The 19,467-nt window shown below is 65.7% G+C and carries 15 protein-coding genes; 2 read left to right on the forward strand and 13 right to left on the reverse strand.

The features are described from left to right. Nucleotides 1-215 precede the first annotated feature (215 nt). Both FHS28_RS03585 and FHS28_RS03590 read left to right on the forward strand, forming a co-directional pair. Nucleotides 216-2,090 (forward strand): hypothetical protein, encoded by a 1,875-nt coding sequence (locus FHS28_RS03585; RefSeq protein WP_184294105.1) that lies wholly within the window; start codon nt 216-218, stop codon nt 2,088-2,090. 86 nt (nt 2,091-2,176) lie between these two features. After that, nucleotides 2,177-3,163: an LLM class flavin-dependent oxidoreductase gene (locus FHS28_RS03590; RefSeq protein ID WP_088449055.1), complete on the forward strand. Its 987-nt coding sequence runs from the start codon at nt 2,177-2,179 to the stop codon at nt 3,161-3,163. 162 nt (nt 3,164-3,325) lie between these two features. Here the strand turns inward: FHS28_RS03590 and purL are convergent, their stop codons facing one another. The 13 genes from purL to FHS28_RS03655 form a co-directional block, all read right to left on the reverse strand. Continuing rightward, on the reverse strand, nt 3,326-7,342 hold the full coding sequence (gene purL, locus FHS28_RS03595) for a phosphoribosylformylglycinamidine synthase (RefSeq protein WP_088449054.1): 4,017 nt from the start codon (nt 7,340-7,342) through the stop codon (nt 3,326-3,328). Between the two features lie 186 nt (nt 7,343-7,528). Beyond that, entirely contained in the window at nt 7,529-8,677 is a 1,149-nt protein-coding gene (locus FHS28_RS03600; protein WP_088449053.1) for an ABC transporter substrate-binding protein, read from the reverse strand. A gap of 142 nt (nt 8,678-8,819) precedes the next feature. Further along, nucleotides 8,820-10,160 carry a TRZ/ATZ family hydrolase gene (locus tag FHS28_RS03605; RefSeq protein ID WP_088449052.1) on the reverse strand — a complete coding sequence of 447 codons (1,341 nt, stop codon included), beginning with the start codon at nt 10,158-10,160 and terminating at the stop codon, nt 8,820-8,822. An 11-nt stretch (nt 10,161-10,171) separates the two neighbouring features. Beyond that, nucleotides 10,172-11,137, reverse strand: coding sequence for a nucleoside hydrolase (locus tag FHS28_RS03610; RefSeq protein WP_088449051.1), 966 nt, complete (start codon nt 11,135-11,137; stop codon nt 10,172-10,174). A 19-nt stretch (nt 11,138-11,156) separates the two neighbouring features. Beyond that, the gene (locus FHS28_RS03615; RefSeq protein ID WP_184294107.1) at nt 11,157-12,128 is read right to left on the reverse strand and encodes a ribokinase; all 972 of its coding nucleotides are present in this window, start codon (nt 12,126-12,128) and stop codon (nt 11,157-11,159) included. Continuing rightward, nucleotides 12,125-13,141, reverse strand: coding sequence for a LacI family DNA-binding transcriptional regulator (locus FHS28_RS03620; protein ID WP_088449050.1), 1,017 nt, complete (start codon nt 13,139-13,141; stop codon nt 12,125-12,127). The genes FHS28_RS03615 and FHS28_RS03620 overlap by 4 nt, the downstream gene beginning before the upstream one ends. 250 nt (nt 13,142-13,391) lie before the next feature. Next, nucleotides 13,392-14,702 (reverse strand): citrate synthase, encoded by a 1,311-nt coding sequence (gltA, locus tag FHS28_RS03625; protein ID WP_088449049.1) that lies wholly within the window; start codon nt 14,700-14,702, stop codon nt 13,392-13,394. Between the two features lie 9 nt (nt 14,703-14,711). Beyond that, the gene (locus tag FHS28_RS03630; RefSeq protein ID WP_088449048.1) at nt 14,712-15,017 is read right to left on the reverse strand and encodes an FAD assembly factor SdhE; all 306 of its coding nucleotides are present in this window, start codon (nt 15,015-15,017) and stop codon (nt 14,712-14,714) included. A gap of 31 nt (nt 15,018-15,048) precedes the next feature. Further along, complete coding sequence (locus tag FHS28_RS03635; protein ID WP_088449711.1) at nt 15,049-15,750, reverse strand: succinate dehydrogenase iron-sulfur subunit; 702 nt, start codon at nt 15,748-15,750, stop codon at nt 15,049-15,051. A gap of 19 nt (nt 15,751-15,769) precedes the next feature. Next, nucleotides 15,770-17,575 carry a succinate dehydrogenase flavoprotein subunit gene (gene sdhA, locus FHS28_RS03640; protein ID WP_088449047.1) on the reverse strand — a complete coding sequence of 602 codons (1,806 nt, stop codon included), beginning with the start codon at nt 17,573-17,575 and terminating at the stop codon, nt 15,770-15,772. A gap of 3 nt (nt 17,576-17,578) precedes the next feature. After that, the gene (gene sdhD / locus FHS28_RS03645) at nt 17,579-17,941 is read right to left on the reverse strand and encodes a succinate dehydrogenase, hydrophobic membrane anchor protein (protein ID WP_088449046.1); all 363 of its coding nucleotides are present in this window, start codon (nt 17,939-17,941) and stop codon (nt 17,579-17,581) included. Between the two features lie 89 nt (nt 17,942-18,030). After that, a complete protein-coding gene (gene sdhC / locus FHS28_RS03650) occupies nt 18,031-18,471 on the reverse strand; it encodes a succinate dehydrogenase, cytochrome b556 subunit (protein WP_088449045.1) in 441 nt (146 codons plus the stop codon). A gap of 104 nt (nt 18,472-18,575) precedes the next feature. Further along, nucleotides 18,576-19,358, reverse strand: a complete 783-nt coding sequence (locus FHS28_RS03655) for a GntR family transcriptional regulator (RefSeq protein ID WP_088449044.1) — start codon at nt 19,356-19,358, stop codon at nt 18,576-18,578. Nucleotides 19,359-19,467: the final 109 nt, after the last annotated feature.

Raw genomic sequence — 19,467 nt, forward strand, 5'->3', positions numbered from 1 at the left:
CTGTCATGCCATCACGCTTGTCAGAACGCCCGTCCGAAAGGCTCTTCTCACCCTCCACCTGCCTGCGTCCGACCCCGCAGCACCTCTCCCAGGTACTTCCGCAGGCCCAGACGCGGCGACGCCGAAGCGCCGCGGGCGCACGTTCCCGCGCTCGCGGTTTCACGTTGGTGGAAACCGCCATCTCCGGCATCGTGGTCGCCGGCATCACCGCCAGCGTGATGCTGGCCGTGCGTTACTCGCAGATGGTCAGCCAGGGCAAGGCCGTGGGCCAGCAGCTGACGACCATCAGCGAAGGCGCTGCCCGCTACATGCGGCAGTACAACAAGCAGATTTTGGCGCTGGATGCACGCTGTGCCGAATCCACGCTGGAGATTGACGAAGGCGGCACCACGCCGCCCCCTGGCGCGTCTGACACCGGTCCTGACTGCAAGCTCGTGCTGGGGAGCGTCACCGTGGCCAACGGGTTCCAACCCACCGTGCGGGAACTCCAGGATCTGGAACTGGTGCGGGCCAATGACGCGCTGTTGCTGCCGTTCTCGCCCGGCATCGCCGTGGACAAGCGCAGCGGAGAAGCCGCCCTGGCACGGATTGCGGTGGCCATTCGGCCGGTGCGTCATGAGCAGTCGGCCGTGGATCCGGCGACCACCGGTGGGACGACCGGTGGGACCGGCGCCGGCACTGGCGCGGTGATCCCCGCGGGCTTTGTTCCAGGCATCAATGACAGCCTGGGTGGCCCGATTGCCGAATTCAAAGGCTTTCCCTTTAGGGTGGGGACCGACGCCGCCCGGGATATGCCGCCCACGATCAATGGGGTCAGTTGCTACAACGGGAAAAGCGACCCGCCCACCCTTGTCATGGCCGACCGCCTCATCGTCGATAGCAAAAACGAGCTGAAGCTCATCCAAGGCTACACGGATACGTTCCTCTCAGCGGCTGTCAGCTCGTTCCAAAACGGCAGGACCTATTGCCGCTATCTGCAGCAACGGTACGGCATGGGCCTGATCGGTGGCTCTGGCACCACACCCGGCGGCGGCACGCCCGGCTCGCCCGACACTGGCGGCACCCCTGGAAATGCCTGGACGCTGGAGTCGGTGGTCTTCAATACGCAGCCTTATTACTTCGGGTCCACGTCCCTCCCCCTGGGTGCCGCGGCGCAGATGGGCGCTGCACTGCAGGAGGCCGGTTACGCCGGACGGATGTCAATGCTGAAGAGCGGCCTGGCCGAAAGCAAGACGCTGCGCGGTGTCTTCGGGCATTCCCAGTCCGAGAATCCAATTCAGTCGAAGGACGGCGCGCGCGGCCTGCCCGGCATCCTGGCGGCCGTCAATCTGCTGGCGGACAGCACCGCGGCTTCGGCAGGCTCTGGGTCGGGCTCCGGGTCCGGCATTCCGTCCTGGGACGCTGCTGGCAACGACATCACCAATGCGGGCCTGATTCAGGGCCAGCAGATCGCTACGAACAGCGCAGTCATCGGCGGCGCAGGCAAGGTTCTGCAGACGAAAGGGCGATCGGCCGTGCTGGCGGTCAATGGGAATCTGGTCATGGGGCAATCCAGCACGCTGATGGCCGCAGCCGTGGAAGCTGCGCGCATCAACGTCGAGCAGAGCCAGGCGACGAATGTGTTTTCTGAGGCCCTGAATGCGCGCTCGTTCCGCACGACGCCTGCCTACACCACAGTGGGAAAGGCTGGAGTGCCTCACAGCCTGATCATTGACAACGGGACGCAGGTACGACTGCCCCGTGTCCAGATCGGCGCGTTCTGCAGTTCGTTCGGCGATATCGGCGTCACGCAGGCCGTGAGCATCCAGACGCCCAGCGGCAACAGCCATGTGATGACGCGCTTTATTGCGGTCTGCCAACCCGATATCACCCAGACCCGGTCGATATCTAGTCCCGATACCGTCGTTTCCAAGTGGTCCAGCGCCGACTATGACGCCCTGTTGCTGAAGTTTCCGACCAAAACGTACACGTGGAATTGGTTCCCTGCCACGGCGGCGGACACCTACAAGAGCCTGCCCGCGGACGCCGCTTACCCGGAGGTGCCCAACCCGATCCTTGGAACGGAGACAGCGCCGCCTCTAGGGCAATAGCAGCCGTATTGGCCCCCATCCCGATGGGGGCCCATCCAATAGCCTTGCCACCAACGCGTCTGTCCGCCCCGTCCTAGACTGGCGACATGTCTGCAAAACTCTCCATTCTTGATCTCGCATTTGTTGTGGAAGGCGGCTCCCCCGCCCAGGCCCTGCGGGACAGCATTGCGCTGGCCCAATGGACCGAGAAGCTCGGTTACGAGCGCTTCTGGGTGGCGGAGCACCACAACATGGAGGGTGTGGCCTCTTCGGCCACGGCGGTGCTGATCGGGCAGATTGCTGCCGCCACCGAGCGCATCCGCGTCGGCTCCGGCGGCATCATGCTGCCCAATCACGCCCCGCTGACCATTGCCGAGCAGTTCGGCACCCTGGCCACCCTCTTCCCTGGTCGCATCGACCTGGGTCTCGGCCGTGCCCCCGGCACGGACGGGCCCACCATGCGCGCCCTGCGCCGGCATCTCTCCACCGCCCATGAAGACCGCTTCCCGGAAGACGTCCTGGAACTGCAGGCCTATCTGGGTCCGGCCAAGTCGGGCCAGGTCGTGCGGGCAGTGCCAGGACAAGGCACGGAAGTGCCCATCTGGTTGCTCGGCTCCAGCCTCTACAGCGCGCAGTTGGCCGCGTACATGGGCCTGCCCTTCGCCTTTGCCTCGCACTTCGCTCCGGCCATGCTGATGCAGGCGCTGGAGCTGTATCGCGCCCAGTACCGCCCCAGCGAGAAGCATCCCAAGCCGTATGCGGCGGTGGGCTTGAACATCATCGTGGCGGAGACGGACGCCGAGGCGCGTCACCTGTTCACGTCCATCCAACAGCGCTTCCTGGGCATGCAGCGCGGTCAGCGCGGCCTGTTGCCGCGACCGATTCCGCAGATGGAGGATGTGTGGACGCCGTCGGAGCAGTTCCAGGTGGAACGCATGCTGGCCGAGTCCATCGTCGGCTCACCCTCGACGGTGAAGGCCGGCCTGCAGGAAGTGCAGGAGCGCACCGGCGCGGACGAATTCATCGTCGCGTGCGCGGTCCATGATGCCAAGGCCCGACGCCGGTCCTACGAGCTGCTCTCCGGCCTCGCCTGAACAACAGCAGTCCTTCCTGCCACCCGCAGTCGGTGCCTGGACCGACTTGCGCTGGCGCCGGGCCGTCCCAAGCCGGCCGCATTGCCCCTCGCCGAGGGCCGCTGCACTCGGCGAGGGTCTCCCCCTGGGGGGGCGGCTCCGCGCACCCACGGAGCCGGGGGCTCACCCCACCCAGACCCGTGCATTGCGGAACATGCGCATCCAGGGACTGAAGGTCGACGTATCGCCCCCCGTCCAGCTCATCTGGATGTTGCGGAACACCCGCTCCGGATGCGGCATCAGCGCGGTGAAGCGGCCGTCGGCCGTCGTCACCGCCGTCAGGCCGCCGGGGCTGCCGTTCGGATTCAGCGGGTACTGCTCGGTCGGCTGTCCGCTGCCGTCCACATAGCGCATCGCGCGGATCACCTGACCGGCATCGCCGCGCTGTGAGAAGTCGGCAAAACCTTCGCCGTGCGCCACCGCGATCGGCAGGCGCGTGCCCGCCATGCCGCGGAAGAACAGGCTTGGCGACTCCAGCACTTCCACCTGCGCCAGACGCGCCTCGAACTGCTCGCTGCGGTTGCGCACGAACTTCGGCCAGTGCTGCGCGCCGGGGATCATCGGCGACAACGCCGCCAGCATCTGGCAGCCGTTGCACACGCCCAGCGCGAAGCTGTCCTGCCGCGCGAAGAAGCCTTCAAAGGCGTCCTTCAGACGCGGATTGAACAGGATGGACCGCGCCCAGCCTTCGCCCGCGCCCAGGGTGTCGCCGTAGCTGAAGCCGCCGCAGGCCACGAAGCCCTTGAACTGGCTCAGATCGACCGCACCCGCCTGCAGGTCGCTCATGTGCACGTCGTAGCTGTCAAAGCCGGCCTGCGACATGGCGTAGGCCATTTCAACATGCGAGTTGACGCCCTGCTCGCGCAGGATGGCCACCTTCGGCCGCACGCCCGTCTGGATAAAGGGCGCCGCCACATCCTCGTTCACATCAAAAGTCGGCTGCCAGTGCAGACCCGCGACCGGCGCACCCGCCAGCGCATGTTCCTGATCGGCGCAGACGGGGTTGTCACGGTCCCGCGCGATGCGCCAGGACACCTGGTCCCATTCCTGATACAGCTGCTGCAGCGGGGCCGCAAACACCTTCTTGGCATCGCGCCACACTTCCACCTGTGCCGCCTCGTTGGTCTTGCCGACCACGTGCGACAGCTTGGAGAGACCATGCGCCCGCAGCGTCTGCAGGACGGCATCCCGGTCGCCGGTGGCCACCTGCAGCACCACGCCCAGTTCTTCGTTGAACAGCGCCTTGAGCGTCAGCTCGTCGCGGCGGCCGCTCACCTGGCTCGCCCAGTTCTTGGAGTCACCGGTATCGGCACGGCTGTCGGAGATGCCGTCGCCCTCCATCACGAGCAGGTCCACATTCAGGCTGACACCGCGCTGGCCCGCGAAGGCCATTTCGGCGGCGGCGGCAAAGAGGCCGCCGTCACTGCGGTCGTGATACGCCAGCAGCTTGCCCTGGCCGCGCAGGTCGTTGACGGCATCCACCGTCTGCTTCAGCAGCGCCGGGTCGTCCAGGTCCGGCACTTCCGGGCCGAATTGATTCAGGGTCTGCGCCAGGATGGAGCCGCCCATGCGCTGGCGCCCTTGCCCCAGGTCGATCAGCACCAGGGTCGTGTCGCCTGGCTGCAGCTGCGGCGTCAGCGTGCCGCGCACATCCGGCAGCGAGGCAAACGCGGACACGATCAGCGACACCGGCGCAGTGACCTGACGGGTCTCGCCGTTGTTGCTCCAGCGGGTGCGCATGGATAAGGAATCCTTGCCCACCGGAATCGACACGCCCAGCGCCGGGCACAGCTCCATGCCCACCGTCTTCACGGTGTCATACAGCGCAGCGTCTTCACCGGCTTCGCCGCAGGCGGCCATCCAGTTGGCGGACAGCTTGACGCGGGAGAGCTCGATGGGCGCGGCGAGCAGGTTGGTGATGGCCTCGGCCACCGCCATGCGGCCCGACGCGGGGGCATCCACCGAGGCCAGCGGCGTGCGCTCGCCCATGCTCATCGCTTCGCCGGCAAAGCCTTTGAAGTCCGCCAGGGTGACGGCGCAGTCCGCCACCGGCACCTGCCAGGGGCCGACCATCTGGTCGCGGTGGCTGAGGCCGCCCACGGTGCGGTCACCGATGGAGATCAGGAAGCGCTTGGACGCCACCGTCGGGTGACGCAGCACATGGGTCACGGCCTGGGCCAGATCAACACCGTCCAGCTTCAGCGCGCCGCCGGAGCGGGCCACCCGCTTCACATCGCGATGCACCTTCGGCGGCTTGCCCAGCAGCACGTCCATCGGCATGTCGATGGCGCGATCACCGCCCTGCCCGTCCTCCAGCACCAGTTCGCGATCCGCGGTGGTCACGCCGACCACCGCGAACGGGCAGCGCTCGCGCTCGCACATGCTCTGGAACAGCGGCAGGCTCTCCGGGGCAATGGCCAGGACGTAACGCTCCTGGCTCTCGTTGCACCAGATTTCCTTGGGGGCCAGGCCGGACTCTTCCAGCGGGACCTTGCGCAGGTCGAAGCAGGCGCCCCGGCCGGCGTCGTTGACCAGTTCGGGGAAGGCGTTGGAGATGCCACCGGCGCCAACGTCATGCACCGCCAGGATGGGGTTGCGTTCCGCCAGGCCCCAGCAATGGTTGATCACTTCCTGCGCGCGGCGCTGGATTTCCGGGTTGCCACGCTGCACGGAGTCGAAGTCCAGGTCAGCGGTGTTGGTGCCGGCCGCCATCGAGCTGGCCGCGCCGCCGCCCATGCCGATGCGCATGCCGGGGCCGCCCAGCTGGATCAGCAGCGTACCGGCCGGGAATTCAATCTTCTTGGTCAGGTCGGAGCGGATGGCCCCCACGCCGCCGGCGATCATGATCGGCTTGTGATAGCCGCGATGGATGCCATCCACCGCCTGCTCATAGACGCGGAAATAACCGCCCAGCGCCGGACGGCCGAATTCGTTGTTGAAGGCCGCGCCACCCAGCGGGCCTTCGGTCATGATCTGCAGCGGGCTGGCGATGTGCGCCGGCTTGCCGATCGGGTTCTGTTCCCAGGGTTCGCTCAGGCCCGGCAGGTGCAGATTGGAGACGGAGAAACCGGTCAGGCCGGCCTTGGGCTTGGCGCCGCGGCCGGTGGCCCCTTCGTCGCGGATCTCGCCGCCCGCGCCGGTGGAGGCGCCCGGGTGCGGAGAAATGGCGGTCGGGTGGTTGTGCGTTTCCACCTTCATCAGCACATGGGCGGTTTCGCTGCGGGCCTCGTACCTGGGCGCGCGCTGGTCACCGGCGGCCATCCAGCGTTCGATGGGATGGCCCTCCATCACCGCTGCGTTGTCCGCATAGGCAATGATGGTGTGCTGCGAATTCAGCTTCTCGGTGTTGCGGATCATGCCGAACAGCGAGAGCGGCTGCGCTTCCCCATCGATGGTGAACTGCGCATTGAAGATCTTGTGACGGCAGTGTTCGCTGTTGGCCTGGGCGAACATCATCAGTTCCACGTCGCTGGGGTTGCGGCCCAGGCGCTGGAAGGCGGTCACGAGGTAGTCGATTTCGTCGTCGGACAGGGCCAGACCCCAGGCGCCGTTGGCTTCGTCCAGGGCAGCGCGGCCACGGCCGATCACGTCCACATGGGCCAGCGGCTGGGCCTGCTTGTCGTCAAAGAGATGCACCGCGTCCTCACGGCGCAGCAGCACGCTTTCCGTCATGCGGTCGTGCAGCAGCTCGGCGCAGGCCAGCAGTTCCTGCTCGGTCAGCGGCTTGGGGCCGCCGGTGAGGCCCGCGGTGACGGTGCTCAGCAGCCCGCCCTTGAGGGTCAGGCGGTATTCGGTGACACGCTCCACGCGGTGGATGTCCAGACCGCAGTTGTGGGCGATGTCGGTGGCCTTGGAGGCCCAGGGGCTGAGGGTGCCCAGGCGCGGAGCGGTGACGATCAGGGCGCCATCCGTCGGGCCTTCGTAGGCGTCGCCGTAGTTGAGCAGCGCTGCGAGCTTGCCCTGGCTGGCGTCGTCCAGGGCGGTGTCGGTCCACACCCAGTGCACATGGCGGGCGTGCACGGCGGTGATGCGGTCACTCACGGCCTGCAGGCGCGCCAGCAGCGCCGTGGCCCGGAATGCCGAGAGGGCATTGCCCCCCTCGAAGTGAATCAGATGCTTGGAGGAGGTGGTGCTGGCCATGAAGCTGGTCTCTGAAGGTCTGGCGCCGTGGGGGGTCGCGGCGGAGAACTGTCGATTGTAGCCAGGGCGGGAGGGTTCTCCCCTAGCGCATCGAAGTGGACGATGCCCGCGCCCGGCGCGGAATGAAAAAAGGCCATCCGTGGAGGATGGCCTTCTTGCGCGATTCAGTCGATCAGCGCAGCAGCATCAGCGCAGGAAACGTCCCCGCGGATCGATGATGGCGATATCGGCATAGGTGGCGCCGGTGTGGTCGTTCGGACTGAACGAGATCTCCAGGCCGCCCAGGTCGTACTTGCCCATGCCGTTGAGGGCGCGCGTCACGCTGCCGCGGTTCACGTCCTTGCCGGCACGCTTGAGCGCTTCCACCAGCACCTTGGCCGAGGCAAAACCTTCCATGATGGCCGGGGTGACGACGCCGCCGCTTTCCGGCGCTTTCTTCACCAGCTCGGTGATCTCACGCACCATCGGCATGGACATGGTCCGCTCGTTCGGGAACACCTGGGACACGATCACACCCGCGGCGTTCTTGTCCAGCAGCTGCAGGAAGCCGGCGGATGCATTGTTCGACAGGGTCGAGACCATCGCCCGCGAGCCAGCGGTGCGCATGCCGTTGATGCAGTCCGCCACCAGTTGCTGGGAGCCGATGAACAGCACGACCTGCGGGTCGGCGGCCATCACCTGCTTGATCAGGTTGGGCACGTCCGGCTTTTCGCGGTCGAAGGTCAGGTGGGCGACCGGCTTGACCTTCTGGTCGGCCAGGCCCTTGAGTGCGCCGGAGGCCGCGTCGGTGCCGAAGGTATCGTTCACCTGGACCAGCGCAATGCGCTGATTGCCCATCTCCAGCAGCAGCTGCACCGCACGCTCGGCTTCACGCTGGTAGGTGGAGCGGACGTTGAAGATGTAGGGATGCACCGGCTTGTGCAGCAGCATCGCACCCGTGGACGGTGCCACCAGCGGGATCTGGTATTTGTCCAGCAGCGGCATGACCGCCTGGGTGTGCGGCGTGCCCCGCGTCAGGAACAGCGCGACGGCATTCTTGTCGATCAGCGTCTGGGCGTTGGCGGCGGTGCGCTTCGGATCGAAGGCATCGTCCAGGGCGACCAGCTCGATCTTCTGGCCATTGACACCGCCGGTGGCATTGACATGGTCGATGTAGAGCTTCGCGCCCAGGTTCAGTTCCTTGACGCTGGCCGCCACCTGCCCGGTGATGCCATTGGTCTGGCCCACGACGATCTGGGCCTGCGCGCTGAAGGCAGCGCCCATCAGGCCCGCCACCAGGGCGGTGGTCGGAAGCACGGAGGCCAGCAGACGGCCGAAGGATGAACGGTTTTTCATTCTGATAGTTCCTGCCAACGGGCCAGCCTCTTTTGTAGGCTACCTCGCGGCGAGTGTCCCCGAATGCCGACCGTCCCCCTTCTTGTGGAAGGCGGATCCCGGGTCGGCGCCTAGCGCTAACCCGGTCCCTCAAATGAGGGGGTTAACGCCCCGCGCGCATCTTATCCACGATGCCCTGCACCCGTCCCATCAGAGCCCCGGTATCGATCGATGTATTGATGCGATTTTTCAACAATTGCCGCCCTGCCACCCAGACATCTGTGACATGTTCACGACCCGCCACATACGCCAGTTGCGCGTCCGCGTGATAGACCGGCTGGCATTCCAGTGCCTCCAGCGACACCGCCACCACGTCGGCCTGCTTGCCGGCTTCGAGCGTGCCCAGGTCGTGGGCGCGGCCCATGGCCTTGGCAGCACGCACCGTGGCCATCTCCAGCGCTGTACGGGCGGAGACGGTCAGCGGGTCTCCGGTGGAGCCCTTGGCCAGCAGCGCAGCGGCCCGGATTTCGGTGAACATGTCCTGGCGGTTGTTGGACGCTGCGCCATCCGTACCGAGCACCGTGTTCACGCCGGCCGCTTCCAGCGCCTTGACCGGGGCGATGCCCGACGCCAGCTTCAAGTTGGAGCTGGGGTTGTGCACCAGGTGCACGCCCTTGGCGGCAATGAGCTCGATCTCCTGCGGGGACAGATGCACCATGTGCACAGCGATCATGCGCTCGTTGAGCAGACCCAGCTTGTCCAGGCGCTCCAGCGGACGCATGCCGTACTGCTTGACGCTGCCGTCGATCTCGTCCTGCGTTTCGTGGATGTGGCAATGCACCTGCAGGTCGTACTTCTCCGCCAGCTCGCGCAGCTGGGTGAAGGTGTCGTCCGAGACGGTGTAGGGCGCGTGCGGTGCGCTGGTCCAGTCCAGCAGCGGCTCACCCTTGAACTGCTCATAGGCCGCCAGCCCCTTCTGGATGTAGTCCTGGGCGTTGGCGGCGTAGCCGGTGGGGAAGTCGATCACATTGATCGACACGCCGGCGCGCAGGCCGCTGTCCACCGCGGCGCGGGCCATGGCGGTGGGGAAGAAATACATGTCGTTGAGGTAGGTCACCCCGCCGCGGATCGCTTCCGCGGCCGACAGCATCGAGCCCTGGTAGACCCAGTCCTCGCTCACCCACTGACGCTCCAGCGGCCAGATGTGGTTGTTCAGCCAGTCCATCAGGGCCAGGTCGTCCGCCACGCCGCGCAGCAGCGACATCGCCGAATGGGTGTGGGCGTTGATCAGGCCCGGGATCAGCACATGGTGCGGCAGCTCGACGCGCTCGGCACTGGCGTAGCGCTGCAGCGCTTCCTCACGCGGCAGCACGGCGGCGATGCGGTCGCCTTCCATGGCCAGCGCATGCTGCTCCAGCACCGGGCTGCCCGGCGTCATCGTGATGAGCCAGCGCGGCAGCAGCAGCTTGACGCCAGCGGACGCTTGGGAGGCTTGTGCGGTCATGGGGAATCTCCTCAGAAAATCTCGTCGAACAGGGCCAGCACTTTGGGGGCGTCCACCGCCACGCACACCTGCTGGGCCGGGTGGCCGGTCCACGGCGTGGGCTGCGACTGCTCGCCGCGCCAGTCCTGGATGGTCTGGCCGGTGGCAATGCCTTCCAGCGCCACCCGCACCGGGCCGCGGCGCAAGGTGAAGGCTTCGGGCACCAGCAGCACCGCGGCGGCGCTGGCATCGTGCGCATAGATGCCGCCGATGCTGTCGCGTGCATCGTAGAACTTCTGGTAGTGGCGGGTGGCCTGCCACAACAGGTCGCCGGCGCCATCGCCGCGGCCACACAGGCGGGCCAGGTCGGCCTCGCGCATGATGACTTCCTGCGTCACATCCAGCCCGACCACGATGACCGGCCAGGGGGCGGTCAGTACTTCGTCGGCTGCTTCCGGGTCGGCCATGATGTTGGCTTCCGCCACCGGCGAGACGTTGCCGCTGTGGCCCTTCAGGCCGAAGGCGCCGCCCATCACCACCACCTGCTTCACCTTGCCGGCGATGCCGGGGTCCTGGCGCAGAGCGAGGGCCAGGTTGGTGAAGGGGCCGACGGCCACCAGGGTCAGTTCGCCCGGGCGTTCATTGACCAGGTCGCAGATCAGTTGATGCGCCGGGCGCGGATCGGCCGGACGGGTCGGCTTCGGCAGCTGATGGGCAATGCCGCCCAGTGCATCGTCGCCGTGCACATGCAGGGCTCCGTCGCGGCGGCGGCTGTCCAGCAGCGGACCGGCCGCGCCCACGGCCACCGGAATGTCCAGCTTGAACAGAGCCGCCAGGCCCTGCGCGTTGCGGGAGGTCAGGTCGACCGACGCATTGCCATGCACCGAGGTGATGGCGACCAGGTCAAAGCGTGGATGGGCCGCCAGCAGGGCGAGCGCGAGCGCGTCATCAATGCCGGGGTCGGTGTCGTAAATAACGGGAATCTTGGGGCTGTCCATGGTGGATACGGCTTCCAGGTCAGGCGGGAGTCATGCTGTCGGCCAGGGCCGGCAGCTCGGAACGGTAAGGCATGGCGTGCTGCACCCCGGAGCGGCTCACGGCCAGGGCGGCCGCCGATTGGCCCAGGGCGGCGGCCTGCAGCGCATCCAGCCCTTCGGAGAGGCCAACGGCGAGGCCACCCACCAGCGTGTCGCCGGCGCCGACCGTGTCGATGGCGGTCACCCGGGTGGCACGCAGGTGGCAGCCGTCGGGCTGCGAGTCGCCCAGCAACCAGGCGCCCTGCCCGCCCAGCGTCACCAGGATGTGACGGGGGCCGAGGGTGCGCAGATGGCGCGCTGCTTCGCGGGCCAGGGTCAATTCGTCGCTCAGCGCGGCGGCGTCCAGCGCTTCGCCGCACAGCTGCGCGGCTTCGGTTTCATTCACCACCAGCCAGTCGGTCAGTGCGAGCAGCGCGGGCGGCAGCGTCTGGGCCGGGGCGGCGTTGAGCACGGTGGTGACACCGGCCTCACGGGCGATCTCGAAGGCGCGCTGGATGGCCGGCACCGGCACTTCGAGCTGAGCCACGACCACCTTGGCCGATTGCAGCGGGCCTGCAGCGGCCTCCACATCGCCGGGCGTCAGATCGGCATTGCTGCCGGGCACCACCACGATGGCGTTCTCACCGCCCTCCTTCGCGACCATGATGACCGCCACGCCGGGCCAGGTGGCCTCGTCACGCACGATGTGGTGGGTGAGGACCTGTTCCTGCTCCAGCGCCGCCAGCAGCTCCTGCCCGTGCTGACGCAACCCAACCCGGCCGATCAGCGCCACCTCCGCACCCAGGCGCGCCGCAGCCACCGCCTGATTGCCGCCCTTGCCCCCCGGCGTGCCGGCAAAGGCCTCCCCGATCAGCGTCTCACCGGGTGCGGGCAGCCGACGGGCATGCGCCACCAGGTCCATGTTGATGCTGCCGACCACCACCACGGTGGCCGCAGCCTTTTCCAGATTCATGCTTGCTCCGAAGACAAAGGCGCGGATGTGCTTTCACGCAGCACCAGCTGCGGCGTGAGCTGCAGGTCCTTGAACGGCGCCTGCGGGTTCTCGATGCGCTCGATCAGGGCGCGGCCGGCCTCCCGGCCCAGGTCGCGGATCGAGCATCCCACACTGGTGATGGCGGGATAGATGTAGCTGCCCAGCTCGATGCCGTCAAACCCGACGACGCTGAGCTGCTGCGGAACGCTGCGACCCGATTCGGCCGCAGCGCGCAAGGCGCCCATGGCCATCAGGTCGTTGCTGGTGAAGACAGCGGTGAGTTCGGGGGCACGAGCCAGCAGTGTCTTGACGGCTTCATAACCGCCGGCGGTGCTGAAGTCGCTTTCAATCAGCCAGGCGTCATCGGGCTGCAGGCCTTCATCCTGCAAGGCCGCACGCCAGCCGGCCACCCGCTCCTGCGTGACCTCGAATTCGGCCGGTCCGCTCACACAGCCGATGCGGCGATGCCCCAGCGACATCAGGTGCCGCACCGCGGCCATCGCGCCGACTTGATTGTTGACGCTCACGCGGTCTGCACGCGCCCCCGGCACCAGTCGGTCCACCGTCACGACCGGCACGCTGGCGTGGCGGAAGGTGGTGGCCAAGGCATCGGTGTCGCCCGCGGAGCTGAGCAGCAAGCCATCGATGCGCTTTTCCAGCAGCGTGCGCAGATAGGATTGCTGGTGCTTCGGATCATTGTCCGAATTGCAGAGGAAGACGGAGTAGCCCGCCTGCCGGCACCACTCTTCCACGCCCACCACCAGCTCGGCGAAGAATGGATTGCGCACATTGGGCACTAGCACGCCGACGATCTTGGTCTCGCTGCGCCGCAGTGAGCGCGCCACTGCGCTGGGCAGATAACCGATCTCATCCACGGCGGCCAGCACCCGCGCGCGCGCCTGCGCACTCACCGGCCGCGTGTTGTTCAACACATGCGAGACCGTGGTGAAGGACACCCCCGCCAATGCGGCCACATCCTTGATGGTGCTCATCCCTGTGATCGGCTTTCTTCAGAAATGGGTTGGCGGAAGGTGCATCGTGCAGCGCTTCGAATCATTGCGCTTGCAAACGTTTGCAAGACCGCGAAGCATATCGCAAGGGCTCGCGGCGCAGTCGTCGCGCGCCTCCGAAATTCCCCGGGGGGAACGAAAAAAAACCCCTGTGCCCGAAGGCTCAGGGGTTGGGTCGGCGGGGCGGTCGCTTCACTCAGCGAGGCCGAGCGATGCGCAACGCCTCACGCGCTCAGCGCTGTGCGATCGGCTTGACGTCGCGCTTGGTGGCGCCGACGAACAGCTGACGCGGACGGCCGATCTTGTATTCCGGATCGCCGATCATTTCGTTCAGCTGGGCAATCCAGCCGACGGTGCGGGCCAGCGCGAAGATCGCGGTGAACAGCGGCACGGGGATGCCGATGGCGCGCTGCACGATGCCGGAGTAGAAGTCCACGTTCGGGTAGAGCTTGCGGGCGACGAAGTATTCGTCTTCCAGCGCGATCTTCTCCAGTTCCATGGCCAGCTTGAACATCGGGTCGTTTTGCAGACCCAGTTCGTTCAGCACTTCATGGCAGGTTTCGCGCATCAGCTTGGCGCGCGGATCGTAGTTCTTGTAGACGCGGTGACCGAAGCCCATCAGCTTGACGCCGCTGTTCTTGTCCTTCACCTGCTTGATGAACTCGCCGATCTTGGCCACGCCACCCTGCTTCTGGATGTCGCCCAGCATGTTCAGTGCTGCTTCGTTGGCGCCGCCGTGTGCCGGTCCCCACAGGCAGGCCACGCCGGCGGCGATGGCTGCGAACGGGTTGGTGCCGGACGAGCCGCACAGGCGCACCGTCGAGGTCGACGCATTCTGCTCATGGTCGGCATGGAGCGTGAAGATACGGTCCATGGCGCGGACCAGCACCTCGTTGGGCTTGTACTCTTCGCAAGGCGTGGCGAACATCATCCGCATGAAGTTGCCTGCATAGGACAGGTCATTCTTCGGATAGATGTACGGCTGGCCGATGGTGTACTTGTAGGCCATGGCCACGAGCGTCGGCATCTTGGCGATCAGGCGGATCGCGGCGATTTCACGGTGCTCGGGGTTATTGATGTCGGTGCTGTCGTGATAGAAGGCGGACAGCGCCCCCACCAGACCCGTCATCACGGCCATCGGGTGGGCATCGCGACGGAAACCGCGCAGGAAGAACTGCATCTGCTCGTTGACCATCGTGTGATGGGTCACGCGGCCGACGAACTCTTCCTTCTGCGACGGAGTGGGCAGCTCGCCGTACAGCAGCAGATAGCAGGTTTCCAGGTAGTCGCAGTTCACTGCCAGCTGTTCAATCGGATAGCCGCGATACAGCAGCTCGCCCTTGTCACCGTCGATGTAGGTGATGGTGGAGTTGCAGGAGGCTGTCGACAGGAAGCCGGGGTCATAAGTGAACTTGCCCGTCTGCGCATACAGCTTGCGGATGTCGATGACATCCGGGCCGATCGTGCCCTTGTACAGGGGCAGATCCATCTGCGGGCTGCCGTCCGAGAACGACAGTGTGGCTTTGACGTCAGAGGGGGTCATGGGCATTCCTTATGACTTCTGTGGGGTTCTTGTCTCGTATTGCGGCGTCCGGAGCATCGCCAGCACCGCTTGCACATCCGGCCGTGCCAGATCGTCCGCGGGCTCCTTGCGGGCCAGCATCAGATCCAGCAGGTCGTTGTCGGAGAGGTCCATCAGTTGCCTGAGGCCTTCCGCGTGGAACTCGGTCAGCTGGCTTTCATGTTGCCGGAAGAACCGCTCGATGAAGAGGTCATTCTCCAGCAAGCCGCGCCGGCAGCGCCACTTGAGCTTAGAGAGATCCCTCTCGTTGATGAGGTCGTTCGGGCGGACAGTCATGGCGGGCTCCGGCACGGCGTTCAACGCACCGTCAGACGGCGCGACGCACCATCAGTTCCTTGATCTTGCCGATGGCCTTCGTCGGGTTCAGACCCTTCGGGCAGACATCGACGCAGTTCATGATGGTGTGGCAACGGAACAGGCGGTACGGGTCCTCGAGGTTGTCGAGGCGCTCCGCGGTGCCTTCGTCGCGGCTGTCGGCGATGAAGCGGTACGCCTGCAGCAGGCCGGCGGGACCGACGAACTTGTCGGGGTTCCACCAGAAGCTGGGACAGCTGGTCGAGCAGCTGGCGCACAGGATGCACTCGTACAGGCCGTTCAGCTCGTCACGCTCTTCCGGCGACTGCAGACGCTCCTTCTCGGGCGGCAGCGTGTCGTTCAGCAGGAAGGGCTTGATCGAGTGGTACTGTTTGAAGAACTGGGTCATGTCCACGATCAGATCGCGGACGACCGGCAGACCCGGCAGAGGCTTGAGCTTGATGACATCCGGCAGCGAACGCAGGTTGGTCAGGCAGGCCAGACCGTTCTTGCCGTTGATGTTCATCGCGTCCGAACCGCACACGCCTTCACGGCAGGAACGGCGGAAGGACAGCGTCGGATCCACGGCCTTGAGCTTGAGCAGGGCGTCCAGCAGCATGCGCTCGTTGCCGGCCAGCTCCAGTTCGATGGTCTGGATGTAGGGCTTGGCGTCCTTGTCCGGGTCGTAGCGATAAATCTCGAAGGTGCGCTTCATCATGTTTGCTCCTGCGTCCTCAGAAGGTACGGACCTTCGGCGGCACGCTTTCAACGGTCAGCGGCTGAAGGTTGACCGGCTTGTAGGTCAGGGTGTTGCTGGCGCTGTGCCACAGCGTGTGCTTCATCCATTCCTTGTCATTGCGACCCAGCGGGAATTCCGCATCGTCGGCACCGCGCTCGTAGTCGTTCACGGTGTGGGCGCCGCGGCATTCCTTGCGGGCTGCGGCGGAGACGATGGTGGCCTGGGCGGCTTCGATCAGGTTGTCCACTTCCAGCGCTTCCACGCGGGCCGTGTTGAACACCTTGGACTTGTCCTTCAGGGTGATGTTGTTCACCCGCTCGCGGATGGCGGCGATGGCCTTCACGCCTTCGTCCAGCAGCGCCTGAGTGCGGAACACACCGGCGTGGGACTGCATCGCGGCGCGCATGTCGTTGGCGACGTCCTGGGCGTATTCACCGCCGTTGTTGCTTTCCAGACGGTTCAGGCGAGCCAGGGTCTGGTCGGCCGCGTCCTTGGGCAGCGGCTTGTGCGAGGCGCCCTTCTTGTGCGCTTCGACAATGTGGTTGCCGGCCGCGCGACCGAACACCAGCAGGTCCAGCAGCGAGTTGGTGCCCAGACGGTTGGCGCCGTGCACCGACACGCAGGAGCATTCGCCCACCGCATACAGGCCATTGACCACGCTCTTGTGATCGTCGCCCTTGGGGACCACCACCTGGCCGTTGATGTTGGTGGGGATGCCACCCATCTGGTAGTGGATGGTCGGCACCACCGGAATCGGTTCCTTGGTGATGTCGACGTTGGCGAAGTTGTGGCCGATCTCGAAGACCGACGGCAGACGCTTCAGGATGGTGTCGCCACCCAGGTGGGTCATGTCCAGCACGACGTAGTCCTTGTTGGGACCACAGCCGCGACCTTCCTTGATTTCCTGGTCCATGCAGCGCGAGACGAAGTCACGCGGCGCAAGGTCCTTCAGCGTCGGGGCGTAACGCTCCATGAAGCGCTCGCCGTTGGCGTTGCGCAGGATGGCGCCTTCGCCGCGGCAGCCTTCGGTCAGCAGCACGCCCGCACCGGCGACGCCGGTCGGGTGGAACTGCCAGAACTCCATGTCCTGCAGCGGGATGTCCGCGCGGGCGGCCATGCCCAGGCCGTCACCGGTGTTGATGAAGGCATTGGTGGAGGCGGCGAAGATGCGCCCTGCCCCGCCGGTGGCCAGCAGCACCGTCTTGGCTTCCAGGATGTGGATCTCGCCGGTTTCCATTTCCAGCGCGGTCACACCGACCACATCGCCATCGGCGTCGCGGATCAGGTCGAGCGCCATCCACTCCACGAAGAAGTTGGTGCGGGCGCGGACGTTCTGCTGATACAGCGTATGCAGCATGGCGTGGCCGGTCCGGTCAGCCGCTGCGCAGGCGCGTTGCACCGGCTTTTCACCGTAGTTGGCGGTGTGGCCGCCGAACGGACGCTGATAGATGGTGCCGTCGGGGTTGCGGTCGAACGGCATGCCGAAGTGTTCGAGCTCGTACACCACCTTCGGGGCTTCACGGCACATGAACTCGATGGCGTCCTGGTCACCCAGCCAGTCCGAGCCCTTGACGGTGTCGTAGAAGTGATAGTGCCAATTGTCTTCCGACATGTTGCCCAGGCTGGCACCGATGCCGCCTTGTGCGGCGACAGTGTGCGAGCGGGTCGGGAAGACCTTGGACAGCACAGCCACATTCAGGCCGGCGAGCGACAGTTGCAGCGACGCGCGCATGCCGGAGCCACCGGCACCGACGATAACGACGTCGAACTTGCGCTTGGGGAGCGAGGTTCCGATTTGCATTTCTTACAGCCTCCAGAGCACTTGGATCGCCCAACCCGCGCAACCCGTCAACCACACCAGCGTGAACACATGCAGCACCAGCCGCACGCCCACCGGCTTCACGTAATCCATCCAGATGTCGCGCACACCGACCCATGCATGCCAGCACAGGGAGATGATCAGCGCGAAGGTCAGGAACTTCATCCATTGCTGGCTGAAGATGCCCGCCCACAGGTCATAGCCCAGCGGACGCCCCGGCCACAGCACCTGCACCAGCAGCGCGATGGTGAACAGCGCCATCAGCAGGGCCGTGGCGCGCTGGACCATCCAGTCACGCAGGCCGTAATGCGCACCGACGACGATGCGCTTGGATCCATAAGTTGTCATTTTGATTCGCCCCTCGGGTCAATCAGGAGTCAATGAGCCATTCATCCAGCCTTCTCCGGTGCAGCACCGGGCGAGGCCGGGAGAAATGATCAGTACAGGCCGAACAGCTTGGCGCCGAGCAGCACGGTCAGGGCCAGGCTCAGCACCAGCGTCACGATGGCGCTGATACGACCCTGTTCCTTGGTCACGCTGTGGGTGGCGTCCATCCACAGGTGGCGGACACCGGCGATGAAGTGATGCAGGTAGCCCCAGATCAGTCCGAGCGTGGCCAGCTTGACGAACCAGGCGGGCACGAAGCCGATGCCGCCGAGGTAGGCGCTGGTGAAGGACTCATAGGAGATTTCCGACGTCAGGCTGTTGTCGAACATCCAGACGACGAAGGGCAGCAGGAAGAACATCAGCAGGCCGCTGATGCGATGCAGGATCGACACGATGCCCGCCGGCGGGAGCCGGTAGCCAACGATCTGCGTGACATGGATGTTGGTGTAGACCGGTCGTTTCTTGGTGGTGGCTGAAGTGGCGTCCGTCATGTCCGACCTTGTAATCGATGTGAAACCCAATGATTTTAGAGCAATGACTTGTGTTCGGCAGGCATCAAGGGCGCATGTCGTTCAACAGCAGCCCTCTCGACCCTTCATTGAAGATCGTTGCGGTAAAAGTGATGGGCTGTGTTGTAGAGACCGCGGCGCAATTCCACCGGCTTGTCGCCGTAGGTGAAAGAGAGCCGCTCCACGCTCAGCAGCGGACTGCCGGGCGACACCTGGAGCAGTTCAGCGACTTCTACGTCGGCTGCAACCGCCCGGATTTTTTCCTGTGCACGAATCATGTGCACACCGAATTCTGTTTCGAGGAGGCCGTAGAACGGGCCGCGGTGTTCCCGCAACCGCTCGGCGGTCAGGCCTTTGAACATGGCGCCGGGAAGCCAGATGTCGTCCAGCACCACCGGCTGACCGCCGCTGTGCAGCAGGCGGCGGATTTCAATCACCGGATCGCCGGCACGCAGATTCATCTGACGGGCGATCCAGGCGGGCGCGCGCTGGCGGCGGCAATCGAGCAGTTGCCGGCCGAGCGTGGCCGACGCGCCGGCATCAGGCGTCAGGCGCAGGAAGCGGAACTGCTGCTGCTGCTCGGCATGGGTGGCGACGAAGGTGCCCTTGCCCTGACGGCGGACCAGCAGGTTCTCGGCAGCCAGCTCATCCACGGCCTTGCGCACGGTGCCCTGGCTGACGCCAAAGCGGCTGGCCAGGTCCATTTCGCTGGGAATCGTGTCGCCGGCCTTCCACTCCCCGGCCTGCAGACCGGCCAGGATCAGGCCCTTGATCTGGCGATACAGCGGGCTGAAGGCCGGTGTCGCTTCGGCACGCGCCAGCTCATTGAGCGGCGTGACCGGATGGGGCGACGGAACGGGGGGCGACATGGGGCGGCATTCGAGCACAAAGCGGGGCGCCGCGTCCATCAAAACCGGGAGACCCAGCTGGTTAGTCTTATATAAGACACAAGAGTGTCAGATTCTTGCCATGTTTCAG

The organism is Roseateles terrae (assembly GCF_014192155.1).
Classification (GTDB): Bacteria; Pseudomonadota; Gammaproteobacteria; order Burkholderiales; family Burkholderiaceae_C; genus Roseateles; species Roseateles terrae.

Bases quoted from the DNA above. Each gene is read 5' to 3' on its own strand.
- FHS28_RS03590 (WP_088449055.1), top strand. From the start codon at position 2,177: ATGTCTGCAAAACTCTCCATTCTTGATCTCGCATTTGTTGTGGAAGGC.
- purL (WP_088449054.1), bottom strand. From the start codon at position 7,342: ATGGCCAGCACCACCTCCTCCAAGCATCTGATTCACTTCGAGGGGGGC.
- FHS28_RS03600 (WP_088449053.1), bottom strand. From the start codon at position 8,677: ATGAAAAACCGTTCATCCTTCGGCCGTCTGCTGGCCTCCGTGCTTCCG.
- FHS28_RS03605 (WP_088449052.1), bottom strand. From the start codon at position 10,160: ATGACCGCACAAGCCTCCCAAGCGTCCGCTGGCGTCAAGCTGCTGCTG.
- FHS28_RS03610 (WP_088449051.1), bottom strand. From the start codon at position 11,137: ATGGACAGCCCCAAGATTCCCGTTATTTACGACACCGACCCCGGCATT.
- FHS28_RS03615 (WP_184294107.1), bottom strand. From the start codon at position 12,128: ATGAATCTGGAAAAGGCTGCGGCCACCGTGGTGGTGGTCGGCAGCATC.
- FHS28_RS03620 (WP_088449050.1), bottom strand. From the start codon at position 13,141: ATGAGCACCATCAAGGATGTGGCCGCATTGGCGGGGGTGTCCTTCACC.
- gltA (WP_088449049.1), bottom strand. From the start codon at position 14,702: ATGACCCCCTCTGACGTCAAAGCCACACTGTCGTTCTCGGACGGCAGC.
- FHS28_RS03630 (WP_088449048.1), bottom strand. From the start codon at position 15,017: ATGACTGTCCGCCCGAACGACCTCATCAACGAGAGGGATCTCTCTAAG.
- FHS28_RS03635 (WP_088449711.1), bottom strand. From the start codon at position 15,750: ATGAAGCGCACCTTCGAGATTTATCGCTACGACCCGGACAAGGACGCC.
- sdhA (WP_088449047.1), bottom strand. From the start codon at position 17,575: ATGCAAATCGGAACCTCGCTCCCCAAGCGCAAGTTCGACGTCGTTATC.
- sdhD (WP_088449046.1), bottom strand. From the start codon at position 17,941: ATGACAACTTATGGATCCAAGCGCATCGTCGTCGGTGCGCATTACGGC.
- sdhC (WP_088449045.1), bottom strand. From the start codon at position 18,471: ATGACGGACGCCACTTCAGCCACCACCAAGAAACGACCGGTCTACACC.
- FHS28_RS03655 (WP_088449044.1), bottom strand. From the start codon at position 19,358: ATGTCGCCCCCCGTTCCGTCGCCCCATCCGGTCACGCCGCTCAATGAG.